The 14,831-nt window shown below is 43.7% G+C and carries 25 protein-coding genes; 1 reads left to right on the forward strand and 24 read right to left on the reverse strand.

Annotation, left to right across the window (positions count from 1 at the left end):
* Window positions 1-344: 344 nt before the first annotated feature.
* The 17 genes from CXIVA_RS14520 to CXIVA_RS00355 form a co-directional block, all read right to left on the reverse strand.
* On the reverse strand, window positions 345-671 hold the full coding sequence (locus tag CXIVA_RS14520; protein ID WP_148267759.1) for a ribosomal-processing cysteine protease Prp: 327 nt from the start codon (window positions 669-671) through the stop codon (window positions 345-347).
* Window positions 672-673: 2 nt separating this feature from the next.
* Window positions 674-871 carry a hypothetical protein gene (locus tag CXIVA_RS00275; protein ID WP_013976007.1) on the reverse strand — a complete coding sequence of 66 codons (198 nt, stop codon included), beginning with the start codon at window positions 869-871 and terminating at the stop codon, window positions 674-676.
* A 63-nt stretch (window positions 872-934) separates the two neighbouring features.
* On the reverse strand, window positions 935-1,240 hold the full coding sequence (locus CXIVA_RS00280; RefSeq protein WP_013976008.1) for a YjcQ family protein: 306 nt from the start codon (window positions 1,238-1,240) through the stop codon (window positions 935-937).
* A complete protein-coding gene (locus CXIVA_RS00285; RefSeq protein ID WP_013976009.1) occupies window positions 1,227-1,430 on the reverse strand; it encodes a hypothetical protein in 204 nt (67 codons plus the stop codon). Before CXIVA_RS00285 ends, CXIVA_RS00280 begins: the two co-directional genes overlap by 14 nt.
* Before the next feature lie 444 nt (window positions 1,431-1,874).
* Window positions 1,875-2,045 carry a hypothetical protein gene (locus tag CXIVA_RS14055; RefSeq protein WP_013976011.1) on the reverse strand — a complete coding sequence of 57 codons (171 nt, stop codon included), beginning with the start codon at window positions 2,043-2,045 and terminating at the stop codon, window positions 1,875-1,877.
* Window positions 2,042-2,413, reverse strand: a complete 372-nt coding sequence (locus CXIVA_RS00295; protein ID WP_148267760.1) for a hypothetical protein — start codon at window positions 2,411-2,413, stop codon at window positions 2,042-2,044. Before CXIVA_RS00295 ends, CXIVA_RS14055 begins: the two co-directional genes overlap by 4 nt.
* 73 nt (window positions 2,414-2,486) lie before the next feature.
* Window positions 2,487-2,975 (reverse strand): hypothetical protein, encoded by a 489-nt coding sequence (locus CXIVA_RS00300; protein ID WP_148267761.1) that lies wholly within the window; start codon window positions 2,973-2,975, stop codon window positions 2,487-2,489.
* A 200-nt stretch (window positions 2,976-3,175) separates the two neighbouring features.
* On the reverse strand, window positions 3,176-3,358 hold the full coding sequence (locus tag CXIVA_RS13695; RefSeq protein ID WP_242822937.1) for a YjcQ family protein: 183 nt from the start codon (window positions 3,356-3,358) through the stop codon (window positions 3,176-3,178).
* Between the two features lie 5 nt (window positions 3,359-3,363).
* Window positions 3,364-3,510 carry a YjcQ family protein gene (locus tag CXIVA_RS13980; protein WP_158309827.1) on the reverse strand — a complete coding sequence of 49 codons (147 nt, stop codon included), beginning with the start codon at window positions 3,508-3,510 and terminating at the stop codon, window positions 3,364-3,366.
* Window positions 3,511-3,528: 18 nt separating this feature from the next.
* Window positions 3,529-3,738, reverse strand: coding sequence for a hypothetical protein (locus CXIVA_RS00310; protein ID WP_013976016.1), 210 nt, complete (start codon window positions 3,736-3,738; stop codon window positions 3,529-3,531).
* A 31-nt stretch (window positions 3,739-3,769) separates the two neighbouring features.
* Entirely contained in the window at window positions 3,770-4,033 is a 264-nt protein-coding gene (locus tag CXIVA_RS00315) for a YjcQ family protein (RefSeq protein WP_013976017.1), read from the reverse strand.
* A gap of 27 nt (window positions 4,034-4,060) precedes the next feature.
* Complete coding sequence (locus CXIVA_RS00320) at window positions 4,061-4,246, reverse strand: hypothetical protein (protein WP_013976018.1); 186 nt, start codon at window positions 4,244-4,246, stop codon at window positions 4,061-4,063.
* A 362-nt stretch (window positions 4,247-4,608) separates the two neighbouring features.
* Window positions 4,609-5,070, reverse strand: a complete 462-nt coding sequence (locus CXIVA_RS00330) for a YjcQ family protein (protein WP_013976020.1) — start codon at window positions 5,068-5,070, stop codon at window positions 4,609-4,611.
* Complete coding sequence (locus CXIVA_RS00335) at window positions 5,070-5,288, reverse strand: hypothetical protein (RefSeq protein WP_013976021.1); 219 nt, start codon at window positions 5,286-5,288, stop codon at window positions 5,070-5,072. Before CXIVA_RS00335 ends, CXIVA_RS00330 begins: the two co-directional genes overlap by 1 nt.
* A gap of 12 nt (window positions 5,289-5,300) precedes the next feature.
* Window positions 5,301-6,131, reverse strand: coding sequence for a minor capsid protein (locus CXIVA_RS13170; protein WP_158309828.1), 831 nt, complete (start codon window positions 6,129-6,131; stop codon window positions 5,301-5,303).
* A gap of 151 nt (window positions 6,132-6,282) precedes the next feature.
* Window positions 6,283-6,918: a phage scaffolding protein gene (locus CXIVA_RS00350; protein WP_013976023.1), complete on the reverse strand. Its 636-nt coding sequence runs from the start codon at window positions 6,916-6,918 to the stop codon at window positions 6,283-6,285.
* Window positions 6,919-7,371: 453 nt separating this feature from the next.
* On the reverse strand, window positions 7,372-7,578 hold the full coding sequence (locus CXIVA_RS00355; RefSeq protein ID WP_013976024.1) for a hypothetical protein: 207 nt from the start codon (window positions 7,576-7,578) through the stop codon (window positions 7,372-7,374).
* A gap of 540 nt (window positions 7,579-8,118) precedes the next feature.
* On the opposite strand from CXIVA_RS00355, the gene CXIVA_RS00360 reads away from it, so the two are divergent.
* On the forward strand, window positions 8,119-9,285 hold the full coding sequence (locus tag CXIVA_RS00360) for an IS110 family transposase (RefSeq protein WP_013976025.1): 1,167 nt from the start codon (window positions 8,119-8,121) through the stop codon (window positions 9,283-9,285).
* Between the two features lie 649 nt (window positions 9,286-9,934).
* Here CXIVA_RS00360 and CXIVA_RS00370 read toward each other — a convergent pair.
* The 7 genes from CXIVA_RS00370 to buk all read right to left on the reverse strand — a co-directional run bounded on the left by CXIVA_RS00370 (window position 9,935) and on the right by buk (window position 14,819).
* Entirely contained in the window at window positions 9,935-10,228 is a 294-nt protein-coding gene (locus CXIVA_RS00370; protein WP_013976028.1) for a hypothetical protein, read from the reverse strand.
* Between the two features lie 43 nt (window positions 10,229-10,271).
* Complete coding sequence (locus CXIVA_RS13985; protein WP_013976029.1) at window positions 10,272-10,490, reverse strand: hypothetical protein; 219 nt, start codon at window positions 10,488-10,490, stop codon at window positions 10,272-10,274.
* A complete protein-coding gene (locus CXIVA_RS00375) occupies window positions 10,448-11,227 on the reverse strand; it encodes an FAD-dependent oxidoreductase (protein WP_013976030.1) in 780 nt (259 codons plus the stop codon). Before CXIVA_RS00375 ends, CXIVA_RS13985 begins: the two co-directional genes overlap by 43 nt.
* A 256-nt stretch (window positions 11,228-11,483) precedes the next feature.
* Complete coding sequence (locus CXIVA_RS00380; RefSeq protein ID WP_013976031.1) at window positions 11,484-12,749, reverse strand: MFS transporter; 1,266 nt, start codon at window positions 12,747-12,749, stop codon at window positions 11,484-11,486.
* Window positions 12,750-12,923: 174 nt separating this feature from the next.
* The gene (locus CXIVA_RS14435) at window positions 12,924-13,334 is read right to left on the reverse strand and encodes an iron hydrogenase small subunit (protein ID WP_278244607.1); all 411 of its coding nucleotides are present in this window, start codon (window positions 13,332-13,334) and stop codon (window positions 12,924-12,926) included.
* The gene (locus CXIVA_RS14210; RefSeq protein ID WP_013976033.1) at window positions 13,298-13,573 is read right to left on the reverse strand and encodes a [Fe-Fe] hydrogenase large subunit C-terminal domain-containing protein; all 276 of its coding nucleotides are present in this window, start codon (window positions 13,571-13,573) and stop codon (window positions 13,298-13,300) included. The genes CXIVA_RS14435 and CXIVA_RS14210 overlap by 37 nt, the downstream gene beginning before the upstream one ends.
* A 136-nt stretch (window positions 13,574-13,709) precedes the next feature.
* On the reverse strand, window positions 13,710-14,819 hold the full coding sequence (gene buk / locus CXIVA_RS00390; RefSeq protein ID WP_013976034.1) for a butyrate kinase: 1,110 nt from the start codon (window positions 14,817-14,819) through the stop codon (window positions 13,710-13,712).
* Window positions 14,820-14,831: the final 12 nt, after the last annotated feature.

Consider the following 14,831-nt stretch of genomic DNA (forward strand, 5'->3'; position numbering starts at 1 on the left):
CGTTGACAGTTGAATAGTCCTAAGCATACAGGATGGTTATCCTGGAGGAATGGTCACATTCCTCTTAGGTGCCCAAGTGCACATGATATTACAATCGGCGCTGACAATTTTGTCAACGTCCGCGTCAGAATATTTCTTTTCATCGCCGTCATCAGGCTTTTCTTCGGTGCCGCCCTCCTAGCCTTCTTTTCCCTGCCGGATCCGGATCCCCGGCCGATGCGCTGCCCTCTGCGCCTTCTGCGCCGTCATCGTCTGCAAATAACTGCAAGAAAAACATGTGTCGTTTGTCCATAGTTACGTTCCTCCAAATAGTTTATAGTCTTGATTCATTGGACTGGTTCCCCTTAGCTTTTATTGGCTTCCAAGCCTGGCCATGCCTTCCGGTTAATCGATCCGGATATATTCCGGATACTCGTTCTCAATTCCGCAAATGCCGATAAAAAAAGAATCCACCAGAAGCCGTCCAGGCTCCAATAGATTCTCGTATTCGATACGGACATAACCGGTATCAATCTCTGTATTTGTTTTGCCTCGGTCAGCGCTTCCAGGGAAGACGCCAGGGACTGGGTTAATGCTGACACGGCAGCACAGATAATATCATTCCCCGGTGGGGCGTATCCGGCATGCCCGGAAACTATGACTTCACAGTCTGATACGGCTACGCTTATCATGTTTACCTCCTACTCTCGACAGGTTCAGATGCATACGTTTTTTCGAAGATATCCGGTTTACGGGGGTATTTCTCACCATTTACCCCAGTGATGATATAATCGCCAGGGCTTGCCAGCATTACACCTTCCAACGTCTCGATTTTGATGGGCTTATCTGTCTGATAGGCGTCAATGACTACTGGTTTCTTTCGGTATTTCATCTGTCTGCCTCCTCATTTTCTACATAAAAATACCCCGGGCAAATGCCCAGGGTTTAAGAATATTTAACTTTCGTTTTTTACCTTTATCATGAGCTGGTCAGAGGTAAGATATTCCACCCCGCGAAGAGTAATAACCGCACGATCCAGATGCTCAAGTCTCTTTCTGCCGCCATTTACATTAACAATAGTATATCCTTTGGTATATTTGGCGCTCTGAAGTTCATCAAAAATATATATCCAATAAGAATGAGGAATATTAAGTGCGTGTTCATCAATCTTTGATTCGTCTATCTCAGTGCCGTCTTTCAGCTGCTGATATAGATAACTTAGTATCCTGTACACAAGAACGTGTAAATCATTTCTTGCCATTGTTTGCCTCTTCTTCACTCTCATAAGGTTCAAACCCTATGCCGTTGCTGCATTCTTTTACTTCTTTCGGATTCCCCTTTAAAAACCACTCTGAAGGAATACCTTCGGGAAATGCTTGACAAGGCATCCCCTTACCCTCTTCATAATTGCCTAAATTTTTGCAATCAGTACAATCAGAAATAATTACCATCGTACATACTCCTCTATCAGATCTTTGATTTCTTTCGGGACGACTCCACCATTTCTAAGAGCCACAACCCCCTCTGCAATAGTTTCCGCGCCATCTCGCAACGAATCATTGTAATCAGAAACCCCAGGTACATATCTATTACGAACCTCGCGTTCTTTTTGGAGAAAATCATTCCATGTCTTACATGACTCGAACGTCTTGAAATGGGCGGTCTCATGAAGAATCAGGTCATCCATATTTCGGCTCGCAAGCACTCCCATTTTGTAGTTTTTATTATAAATCCTTTTGTTGAACCTTCAAGATTTTTTTGATGGGCTTATCTGTCTGATAGACGTCAATGACTACTGGTTTCTTTCGGTATTTCATCTGCCTGCCTCCTCATTTTTTCGCATAAAAATGCCACCAGCATAAGCTGGTGGTATGTATATAAACTTATATACAGACTTAATAGACGGCGTTAATATCGAGATACCCGGCATCATAAACATCTTTTCCGCGCTTCAGACAGTCGTCAATGATCTTAATCACTTCCGAATCCGCGTAAGATGAAAAAACGATAGTAGGGAATCCATCAAATCGCTCATCGTATTCCTTTATTTTTTCATCCAGCATCATTTTCCACCTGCCTTTTTAATGATCTTTTTGAACATTTTATAGCTGTTTGGGAGATACTTTTTCACATACTGCAGTGCGTCATCCTGCAATGTCTCAGCGCTTGTTATGTTCGCCCAGGCCTCGCTTGCTGTCTCATAATCACGGCACAAATCCGAGCATTTCCGCTGACTTTTAGCATCATACCCCATTTCCTGATATACATTTTTCAAAATCTTATGAAGACCAAAATACTTGATATCATTATATTTCTGATTGTAGTACTTCTCTCCATGCCCCCACGGAAGTATTCTCAAACCCCTGGTGCCAAAAATCCCGTCTAAAGCGTCCTGCACGCCAGAGGATGCAGGGTGTGCCTTCAGGTCCTCCACAACAGATTTCCAGTCATCCGACTGGCGCAAATCATGAAGCGCGGCTTTGTCTTTTCGGACGGCCGCCAAAAATTCATCCGACAGTGATGCCTTCATAATCTATGATATCTCGGACATTTGACTTCATATCCGCCAGAGCGGCGTTGAAATCAGCATTTAATTTATCAATTTCAGTATATTTCAATTTTGCGCTGCTGGCAATATGCGCATCAAACATGTGTCCGCATTCGTGCCCCAAGTTAACATATTTATGCATCCCCGCGTCGATATATTTCTTTTGCGGGATGCTCCAGTGAATAGTGTCATCCAGTGGCCGATAAAAGCTTTTGGCATCCATCGTAACACCGCCGCATTGGTCCATATGCCGCCGGTACAGTTTGCGGATATCTGCGTTCGGATTTGTATTCAGCAATTTCATGTAATCATTAAACTCGTCTTCGGTTTTGAACGACGCCTTTAATTTATTCAGTTGTTCCGCCGTAAGCAGATCTTTTTTATGTCTGGCGGCGGTATTTTCAGGTTCGTTTCTCTCTTTCAGCCAATTGACGCTGTTCCGATCCACATAGGCCGCGGTGCTGCAGTGACAGTTCGGATGCATCGGTGGGGCGTTCTCTCCCGGAAGCTGATACGTTTATCATGTTTACCTCCTACGCTGTAGTTAAAACAGGATATTTTTCTTTATGACATAGCACACCTCCTTATTTTTGGCATAAAAATACCACCAGATCAAGCTGGTGGTTTCCACATGCTTATAAAGCTTTTTTAGATTCCAGGTAAAATACCCTTTACATCTTTCAAAGTTCTTTTTAACTTCTGCATTAAACTGTTATCAAATAAATATTCTACACCGTTAAACGTAATCAACGCATTTTCCAAATTTGAAAACAGAATTCCGTCTTTTGTCGGGGTATATTCAATGCCGGAAATAAATCCCTGGTCGATCATGGTAATCAATATATATATCCCCAGTAGTTTTCTGGAATCATATATGCATCAGCAGTAAGCCTTACCGCCTCTACTTTTTCTCCGGCTTTCAAGCAATCATACATGTATTTTAATACCTGATAGATAATTACAAACATGTCATTTTTTGCCATTGCGCTGTCCCCCATTTATTATTTATTTTCACCAAGAGCAACGGATAATGCTAGTATATCGTCGCTTGTGACTGCCTCAGACAATCTCTCTGCAGTATCCATGTAGTTAAGCAGCACTTTCCAATTCTCATCACCAGGCGCATTGGACATCACCCCGCATATGTAATCCGGGTTGTCGTACAGCTGTTTTAGTTTGTCTGCTAATTTTTTTCCGGTTTCAGATAGCATTTATGTACCTCTCACATATCCGTCAATGTCGTCATTTATTTTCGACTTCTGTCAGATAATTCCGCCCGGTTAATCTGATCCGCACGTTGTCATGAACAATAACGACGCCACCATCTTTTGTAGATACGATGGATATTCCTTTTACATAGCCATCATCTGACACTTCTTCTAATAACGCATCGGCGTAACTTTCTGAGAGCTTATACAGCTGGCAGTCCCGCAGAATATCCTCTTTCGTCGGAGTCTTACCGGATTTCAAACAAATATCTATATACCGAAGGATTCGGTAAATCATGACCTACCTATCATTATATGCCATCGCTTACCTCTCCTCACCCTCACAGGGTTCAAATCCGATGCCGTTGTTGCATTCTTTTACTTCTTTCGGATTCCCTTTCCAAAACCATTCTGAAGGAATGCCTTCAGGAAAAGCGCGACAAACTATCCCCGCGCCTTTTTTGCAGTCCCCCATATTTTTACAATCAGTACAATCAGAAATAATTACCATCGTACATACTCCTCTATCAGGTCTTTGATTTCTTTCGGGACGACTCCACCATTTCTAAGAGCCACAACCCCCTCTGCAATAGTTTCCGCGCCATCTCGCAACGAATCATTGTAATCAGAAACCCCAGGTACATATCTATTACGAACCTCGCGTTCTTTTTGGAGAAAATCATTCCATGTCTTACATGACTCGAACGTCTTGAAATGGGCGGTCTCATGAAGAATCAGGTCATCCATATTTCGGCTCGCAAGCACTCCCGTTTTGTAGTTTTTATTATAAATCCTTTTGTTGAACCTTCAAGATTTTTTTGATGGGCTTATCTGTCTGATAGGCGTCAATGACTACTGGTTTCTTTCGGTATTTCATCTGTCTGCCTCCTCATTTTTTCGCATAAAAATACCACCAGCATAAGCTGGTGGTATGTATATAAACTTATATGCAGACTTAATAGACGGCGTTAATATCGAGATACCCGGCAGGATATCTTTAGCAATTTTTAACGCTTCAACTACCTTTTTCATCATGGAATTTTCCATCAAAAACTCAATGCTGCATTCCGTGATTCCGATATCATCTAATGATATTACCGCACGTCCCGTCTTTATATTCATGTATTTAAACCCTTTGATTCGTCCGCTATCCACTTGATTGCACATAATGTCCAGCCAATAGCTTTCATCAATATGAAACCGCTCAGGGCTGATATGAGCAAGCTGAACTTTCTCTCCTGCCCTTGCCGCAGCATATAGCTCTGTTAAAATTGCATACACAATTCGGAAATAATTATCTTTTGCTATCGCATAACCTCCGGGTTTCGGATTCATTAGTACCACGCTACCATTCCCGAGTCTTCGTTTCTATCAATTCCGGAAAAAGCGTGCCCTAAATACCAGCCAAAATCATCATCTTTTGCCCTCTGAATGGTCTCGCGGCCCCCGTCATTTAAAAAAGCAATTATCCCCGGATTTTTCATATCTCCTTCTGGATAATACATGTATATAGTCTTGTCTGCATTACGGGCAACTAATTTATATTTTAGCATATAGTTCACCTTCTATGCGTCATGTGTTTTCAAATACTCTTGCAACTCTTTCGCATAATTGAACTTCTTCTGGGCTTTATTATGCGCCATTTCATATTTAACTTCAAGACTCTCACCCATAATTTTTCCTTCTTCCAATTCGTGATACAGCATGGTAAGATCATGCGCTTGAATATTTTTGCCTTCTCTAACTCGTATCCACGAATGCGCCATGTAGTAGTCAGGATCGAATTTTGATACTTTTGTACCATTTGATAACAAATGCTTTCGGACAAACATATGATCATATATTCTGCTAACTTCATCGATTGATAAGCCACTATTCTTTGAAACCGCTCTGATTTCAAAACTCTTCTTTCGATTCGTAATTTCAGTATATAAATCTCTGCCTATTTTTTCTCTTTTACGATAATCTGGATCGTTTTTATCGTTATAAGCACCATATACACCCCCGGACGATTTTATCTCATTATCCTTCAACCACTCCACACTGCTACAATCCATGTAGGCGGATGTGCTGCAGTGACAGTTCGGATGCATCGGCGGGGCGTTTTCACCCGGAAGCATGTCCGCCATCTTAAAGTGCTGACCGTCCAGCGCCCGGCAGACGGGGCAGGCATCACCAAAACCACAGGTGATATAAGTGTATTCTGTAACGCCCGCGTTATCGTAGGACTGCATCTGTGCGTCTATCTGCACCCGGGCAAGCTCTGTACGCATTAAGCGCAGCGCCTGGTACTGCGAGACGTCCCAGGTCTTTCTAAGGTCTCTGGCCAGCACTGTCGGATGCTTGCCTTGGATCAGACCAATCTCTAACTGTTTGGCAAAATCTGCTTTTAGCAAGGTATGATTCTGCCAGATTCTATCTGAGAACGTAGCATTGTGGAAAGATGCGTTCACAATCTGCTTTGCCGCCTGTGCCTCGTCACTGATACTGTCCCCAAAGATTCCGGCCTGGCGTTTTAGTTCCTCCTGTTCTACTTCTTACTACTGTTTACAGCTTTACACCGGCGGCCGCTGCCATTGCGCGGGCCTGCTCCGGATTCTCACGCAGCATCTTTCCCTGCTCCGTCAGGTTCCTTGTTTCTTTGGCAAACGGGTTCCGGACACCTGCGCCGCCGTTTCCGCCGTTTGGATGGTACGCCGGTTTGTTCGGCTCTGTCTGGAACAGATGTGCCATAGCGGCATCCTTGCGGTATGGTGCAAGCATCTCATCCAGCCCGATCGGGTGGTTCTCCGCATCGAAGTTGAAATGCTCCAGGCCGCCCGCCTTATAAATCAGGTAATCCGCGTCAAGCACCCCTTTGCCCTTTAAGGCATCCTTCAGTTCATAGGCCTTTGCCGCGTTCCGGCTGTCTTCCTGCTGCTGTTTCAGTGTCTCCTGCAGCGTCTGGATGGTTGTCTGCAGCTCCTCATTGTCCTGGTTGTTCTTCTTTAAGTCATTGACGGTTTTGGTCAGGGTGCTGACCTGACCGCTTAAGCTGTCTTTCTCTTCCTTCAGTTTATGGTAACGGAGGTCAATGTTTTCCTCCGCTGAAAGGAAGATGCCATTCTCCTGCATGCCGGAAGTGATTGCGCTGATCTGCTCCTCGGTCAGCTGGATGGACTGCACTAGTTCTTCAAAGTTCATATGTTTCTCCTCCTACGATGTTTATACGGGTATCGCACCCGGTTGGATTCTGCGCTTTTACGTCACCGCCTGACGAAAAAATATATAAAAAAAGAACCGGCCGTTTCTGGCCAGCTCCTTCCTTATCTCGGTTTGGTTTCTTATGTATGTGTATATCAGTTTATATACATCTATCTTTTCAATCTAAAATTCTAACATTCTTGATTTTCTTATATGCGCCAAGACAGGCTTCTTTCTTATCGCCGTTATAAGTAGTGTCTGTTCCATAAGATAAAGAAAACCTGAGCATCTGCCAATTCTGCAGTTGCTCAGGCTGTAAATAAAAGCAATGAGGCATCGGGGATTCGAACCCCGGACAACTTGATTAAAAGCCTATGTCAGATGCCTTTATTTTCAACACTTACAGAACTTTTTCTGCATAGGTTTCCGCACATATAAGAAAATAGGTTCATCCTATTCCTTTGTTTTTTCTACGCTGGAAATGAACTGTTCCATCAGCTGAGAAATGGTTGCAACCTGCCCTACTCCCTTGCGCTCGCATGCTTCTTTAAAGCGCTCAGCGATATCACCCTTCAGTTTGAAAGTCTTTACCTTATATCCGGCCTTTTTCTGGTAACGATCCACTCGTACTGTATTGCTGTTTGGATTACCTTTTGGCATGTTTATTTCCTTTCTTTTTGAGTGCTAATGCAAAACATAATTTTGCAATTCCAATACAGATAAAAAAGATTGCTAATTTCTCTAACATATTTACTTCAATGAATGATTGTGGTATATTCTGACTAGGAGAAGGGCTTGCGCCCCTCTTCCTATGTTAACTTATCGATAAGTAATAGGATAAGTCCAACTATTAAGTCCGATATCGCTGAGATTATGACGGTTTTCCAGTCGATATCGGACTTCTTATTTTTTTATCATTCATCTTATTACCTTGTATGATGTAGTCAGAAGCAGATACACCATATTTCCTTTCGTTTTATATCGTGGTTCAATACAACTCAAATACTGTGGACAATTGATTTTTCCCTGTAGCTTGACTACTTAATGGAGTGTATTGCCGCTACCTTTATCTGAATTGTTTATAGCTGGATGCGCCGGTGGCTGCTCAGCAGTCCGAGAGTTCTTATTTCAATCAAGTCTACGATGATAATCGTTGGTGGATATCACGGTATCAATACTTGAAAGGGAGGTATACACCTCATGATCTATGTTGGCATTGACGTTGCCAAACTTAACCACTTTGCCTCTGCCATATCTTCAGATGGCGAAGAACTCATCAAGCCGTTTAAATTCACAAATGACGCTGATGGCTTCCAATTGCTGTCCTCTCATCTGGATTTCCTTCCGGATGACAGCTTCATCATCGGTCTTGAGTCAACGGCCCACTACGGCGACAACCTTGTTCATTACCTTGTTAATAACGGTCATAAGGTCTGTGTCATCAACCCGATCCAGACCTCGACCCTCCGGAAGAACAACATCCGGAAGACCAAAACGGATAAGGTTGACACTTACATCATTGCGAAAGCTCTTATGTTGCAGCAGTCTCATCGGTTCGTTACGATTGATGACATCAACCTGATGGACCTGAAGGCTCTTGGCCGCTTCCGCCAGAAGTCACTCAAACAGCGCACCCGGCTGAAGATCCAGCTGAAAGCCTATGTGGATGAGACCTTCCCGGAATTGCAGTACTTCTTCAAATCCGGGCTGCATCAAAAAGCTGTGTACGCACTGTTGAAGGAAGCCCCTTCCGCTAAGGATGTTGCTTCCATGCACCTGACCCATCTGACTCATCTCCTTGAGGTTGCTTCCCACGGCCACTTTAAGAAGGAGACAGCCAGTCAGTTAAGAGTTCTGGCACGGAAGTCTGTCGGTTCCCCTGACAGTGCTTTATCTATCCAGGTAGTCCACGCCATAGAGCAGATGGAACTCCTTGATAGCCAGATCGGCCACGTTGAAGCTGAGATGACAGATATCGTGAAGTATCTCGATTCTGTGATCATGACCATTCCCGGCATTGGTTACATCAACGGCGGGATGATCCTCGGAGAAATCGGCGACATTCGTCGTTTTCCCGGACCTAAGCAGCTACTTGCATTCGCAGGTCTGGATCCGTCTGTTTATCAGTCAGGCAACTTCCAGGCCAAGCGTACCAGGATGTCAAAGCGGGGATCTAAAGTCCTTCGCTATGCTCTGATGCATGCTGCACACAACGTGGTTAAGAACAACTCCACCTTCAAGGCTTATTACGATGCCAAGATGGCGGAAGGCCGGACTCATTACAATGCCCTTGGGCACTGTGCCGACAAACTCGTCAGAATCATCTACAAGATGCTCACTGACAAGGTTGAATTTAATCTCGCTTAAGCGGGATCGGATATCCACAATCGATAGATTTTGAAAAAGCACCTGTAGGGAGCTTTATTAAAGTTACCCTTTTTTGCCTACGATAGCGGATAGAAATTTCCGGTAAAATCTTTCTCAATTCATACTTGACTTTTCATAGCTGGTCTCTTCTGTCATTTTGCTGATCTCTTCGCCAAGCTTATCGACATTTAATCTATCATCGCAAATATAATCATCCATAGCACACCTTAAAGCACTCTAAATACAAAATTGAACTTTTTCGCCAATTCTTCCATTGCATTTAATACCACATATAAACCATGTGGTCAGGAAATGTATTGTATTCTACCATTTGCCGTAATAACTGTATGATTCTCCCAAATCCATAAGCGGCATTATACTTTTCATCCTGCGCATTATATCTTACAGATTCATAACTGTCAGTTTCAATATTGTACCGAAAACTACCAACGTCTTTTTTGTCCTCGTAACAGTAATTGCCTACAATTAAATTATCTATTTTTTTTACGTTTAGTAAGCGAATCATAGTATGCTTCAGACTCCTTGGAATAATTATATTCAGCGCTCGCTATTTCATGCGCTTTCGTATGGTCAATGCCAGGATTTTCCCTTTTTATCTTCATTTCAAGCATTTCATCTCTAAATATATTTAAGCTGGCAATTTTGTTAATTCAGTATCTGGATTAACATACACATTCCCATCTTTCATATTTACAATTACAGATACATAATAATCAAAAGGCGTTTCCTTTATACTAATCTTATTTTCTTTTTTGCTTGTGTCTACAGGGCTAAATAAGAGCGTATATTCCAATATAGAATTTTCCATGTCAAAAAATCTACTTGAACTGAAATCCGATTTATGTGCATTCACAAAATCTTCTCCAAACATTTGAACACATTTTTCTCGTGCGATTCTCACGCAGACATCTTTCGTTAACATAGATACATCTCCGCTTAAATGATAGCAAGTTTTATTATTTTTATCAATCAAATTCGCTTTGATAAAAGATAATTTCTTTCCCTGTAGGCCCGATAATAATACTTTTATATTGACCAAGAACTTTCAAAGTCTCTCTATCATCTTTCGATGCAACTAATTTTCCAAAATCTATATGAGAATGCGCAACCCATTCGTAGCCACGTTTTAATATTTCTTTCTCTAATTTTTTTGTGGGTCGCAAGAATATATAGTTCCATGACATAAAATATCTTCCTTTTTACCTCTGAAAAGTGCAAATTCATGTCCTGTTGCTGCCGAAAGGTATGCAAGATCATGCACCTTCTCGGTTTCTTCCTCAAGCTGATCTGCCAGTTCTGTTTGCGGAATAAATCCTGCTGAGATCACAATGCCGTCTGCCGGCAGTTCCTTATGATTGCCAAAACGGTCTACGATCACTGCCATATGATCTTCTACCCGTTCCAGGCGCATTCCGGTAATCACTTTGATGCCGGCTTCATGCACGGCCTGCAGATAAGCCGGAACGACTGCACTGAATACGCCAAGGAACTGATCCATCATTTCTACGATCGTAACCTTTTTTCCTGCTTCCGCCAACTCAAGTGCTGTTTCTGCACCTGTGATCCCGCCGCCGATCACATCCAGTGCATGACATACGATTTCATCATCGATACCGGAAACATTCACCATTCGCGGCTTCCCACCGATCGCTACGATCGCTGCATCATATCCGCCGTCTTTGATGGTTTCTGCAGATGCTTCCTCCATAATGACCGGAATATCATATTTTTTCAGCTGTGTTTTATAGTATTCGATCAGATTCCAGATATCCTGCTTATAGGATGGCGCTGCCGCTTCAATCATAAGTCCGCCATCAGATGCTTCTGCCGCCGCTTTGATATTATTCGGTGTTACAGAACAATCAACCGGGTTACTCAGATACGTTCCCATGGAGTTACGGATCGTCCGGTTTTTAATCATCAGATTTCAGATTTTTCCTTTTTCGAACAAGTGCGGATAATACTTATTTTTCATCTGCATTCTCCTTTATTCCAGCGTAATTAAAATGCTTCTTTAACTGAATTCATTGTATCATCCGAACTGTAGCCACTTTATAGATATCAGTGACGAAAGTGCCATCCCATTTATGCATGAACAACGAAAAAGAGCCACCGTCTGGCAGCTCTTTTCCGTGTTTATGCTTTTTCATCATTACTGCAGGCAGTAACGGGAAAGCTTATTCAACAAACTCATCCTTTTTACCGATAAAGGTATCTTTTGTTAAGATTGTAAGGATCAGAGAAATAACCAGCATGATCAGGTCAAATGTATACATCCGGATCGGGTTCTTGAAAATACCGGTCAGCATGATACCCAGACCACCGCCAAGCATAGCAATCGTACCGATCATAGCGTATGCAGCAGGATAATCCCAACGACCATATCTCGTACCAACGAAGGACGGGATCAGGTTACGTGCAGAACCGTTTGCCGCAAACAGGATCATTGCCGCCAGCCATACACAGATGACAGAATTTCTCATAAACATTGCAAGGATGATCGCAAGAATCATGAAGAAGATGTAAATGATAAATGCTTTTTTCGTTCCAAGCTTCTGATCGATAAAACCAAACGCTACCGAACCGATGATGCAGAGGATACCACCAATCGCGAATACCATTGATGCGAATCCCGGTGTATATCCGTATGAGATCAGGATCGGAATCGTGCTGGCGATAAATGTCATCGCTACCAGCAGCGGGATCATTGTACCGATTGCCTGTGTCCAGTTACTCGGATCTTTTGCGAGTTTACCCAGTGTATACGGGCTCTTGTATTCGTGCAGTGCCTTTGTGATTTCTTTTGCCTCTTCAAGCTCGACACCTTCCAGACCATCCGGAGTGGTTCCGGCTTCTTCCGGTGTATCCTTGATGATAAAGAAGCTGATCAGCGCGATAATAAGCGTTATGATCGCCAATACGATCTGTGTGTTCGGAACACCGATCTTAGTATACAGAACCGGCATAACCGGAACGTAAACGATCTGCATCAGCACAACACCGATGGTTGAGAATCCAAGGACAACACCTTTCTTGGTCGGCCACCAGTTTGCTGTCAGCGTCATCGCACATGTGGACGAAAAACATCCGGATGCCGCACCCATGATGAACATCAGAGCCAGGAACAGTCCCAGACTTGTTGTTCTGCCGTAGATGACCAGACAGATCGCCATAACGACAAGTGCAACGCCTGCTGTTGCTTTCGCGTTCTTTCTGGAAAGACCTGCGAAAATGATGATACCGATACCATCCAGCAAAGATGCAAAACCTGAAACGATGTTCAGCAGATTGATGTCCCATCCCCTCAATTCGGAGATGACCGGAAGTACCGTGTTGTTCTGGCCGCCGACAAAGCAGGCAGACAGAAGCATCAATGCTCCGGTAAAGATGATCATACCAATCTGTTTTGGCCCGAATACACCACTACTCTTTGTTTTTTCCATATTCTTACTCCCTTCCTTGTGTCCATACGATCCGGACACAAATTACCAGTTACCTTTTACCCATAAAAAATTTTATCATCTAACGAAATGTATTTATTCCTCTACACGTTGATAAAATACATTCCTGTTTTATACACTGATGATGAAATATTCCAAGCTCATTTTTCTCTTTATTTATCTTGATTTATAGGTTGTATGAAGCAGTTCATGCGCACGCGCGCTTCCCGGTTTTCCGAGGTACTCGTCATACAGCTTAATGATTGCAGGGTTCTCATGAGATTTGCGGACCTTTGCCTTTTGATCATTGCCATACAATGCCTCTGCACGCGCTGCAGGAACATTAGTCACCATTCTGATCTGCGCCAGCTGGTGCGGCTGCCCGCCGCCATTGACACACCCACCCAGGCAGGCCATGATCTCCACAAACTGATCATCCGCCTCACCATTTTTAATTGATGTCAGCAGCTGATTTGCGTTTGCCAGACCGGATGCAACGGCTACGTTGATGTTCATGCCGTTGATCTCGACAGAAGCCGCTTTGATGCCTTTCATGCCACGGACAGCCCAATATTCGATTGCATCCACCGGCTTACCTGCCAAAGTATCAGCCGCAGTCCGAAGTGCAGCCTCCATGACGCCGCCGGTCGCTCCAAAGATGACTGCTGCGCCGGTTCCGCTCCAAGCGGTTCGTCGTATTTTGCATTATGATGTGTTGCTTCGAACCGGACTTCACGGTCATTGATCAGTTTTGCCAGTTCATTCGTTGTGATAACGATATCCACATCCGGCACGCCTTTCAGATAGTATAAAGACGGGATTTTCATATCGGAAATCCAATATCCGCTGTTCAGAGACACATAACAAAAAACATCTGTTTTTTGGGCTCTGTTAACGAAAAACGGATAGGAGAAATCACCTTTCTCCTATCCGTCAGCATTTCGTATAAATTTTCAAACTATATTATGACACGAAATCAAATCCGTCCCAAACCGGTTTGCCGGTATATTTTTTCGCCTGTTCCTGTCCGGAGAGAACACGAATGGCACCGGAAGCCATACCTTCTGTTTCGAAGCTTCCCGCATATACATATACCGGTGCGATCCACTCACATCCTTTTTTGATGCGGTCAACCAGTTCTTCATCAAAAGCCATTCCGCCGGTCAGAAGAATGCCATCTACTTCGCCGTACATAGCACCTGCCATCATAGCTGTCCACTTGATAATGGTATAAATCATCGCATCATAGCAAAGCTTGGCAAACTGATCACCATTCGCGATCATCTCTTTCACTTTACGAACATCGTCAGTGCCCAGCAGATCTACAAGACCGCCGCGGTTTGATGCCAGCTCATAGATATCATCAAATGTATAGCCGCGTTTCAGAAGATTTGCAACATCAGCCACACACAGATCACCGGAACGGTTCGGGCAGATTGCGCCCTGTGCATCTCCGGCACGGGAGGTGTCTACCATTCTTCCCTTTTTGTGTGCCGTGATACTGATGCCGCCTCCCATATGAAGGATGACATAATTACAGTCTTCGTATTTTTTACCGACGACCTCGCTGTGATGGATCGCAACCTGTTTCTGGTTCAACGGATGGGAACGGGCTGTACGATATAAGCCCTTAACACCAGTCATACGTGCTTCATCGCAAAGTTCATCAACAGGCATCGGATTGACGTAAAATGCCGGTACATTTAACTCGTCCGCGATCTCTTTTGCGATCTGGATACCAAGTGTAGCCGGATGATGGATCTCAGCCACATCGCGTGTTGCATGGTCCAGTACAAGATCATCGATTTCATAGGTACCGCCTTCGCATGCATAGAGACCAACGCCGCGGCCGACAACGGCATCTACTTCCTTCAGATCAACGTTTTTTGCTTCCAACGCCTCCTTAATCAGGCGGACACGGATCGGCTTCTGATCCGCAAAAGTTTTACAATCTGCAAACTCACTTCTGTCATGATCTACTGTCTCGTCCAACAGAACGTTTTCGCCCTTTACCAGTCCGTATTTTGTGCTGCTTGAACCCGGATTAATGGTCAATACTGTAAATTCTTTCATCGTTTTCTATCA

It is taken from the genome of Clostridium sp. SY8519 (assembly GCF_000270305.1).
In the GTDB taxonomy this organism is placed as follows: Bacteria; Bacillota; Clostridia; order Lachnospirales; family Lachnospiraceae; genus SY8519.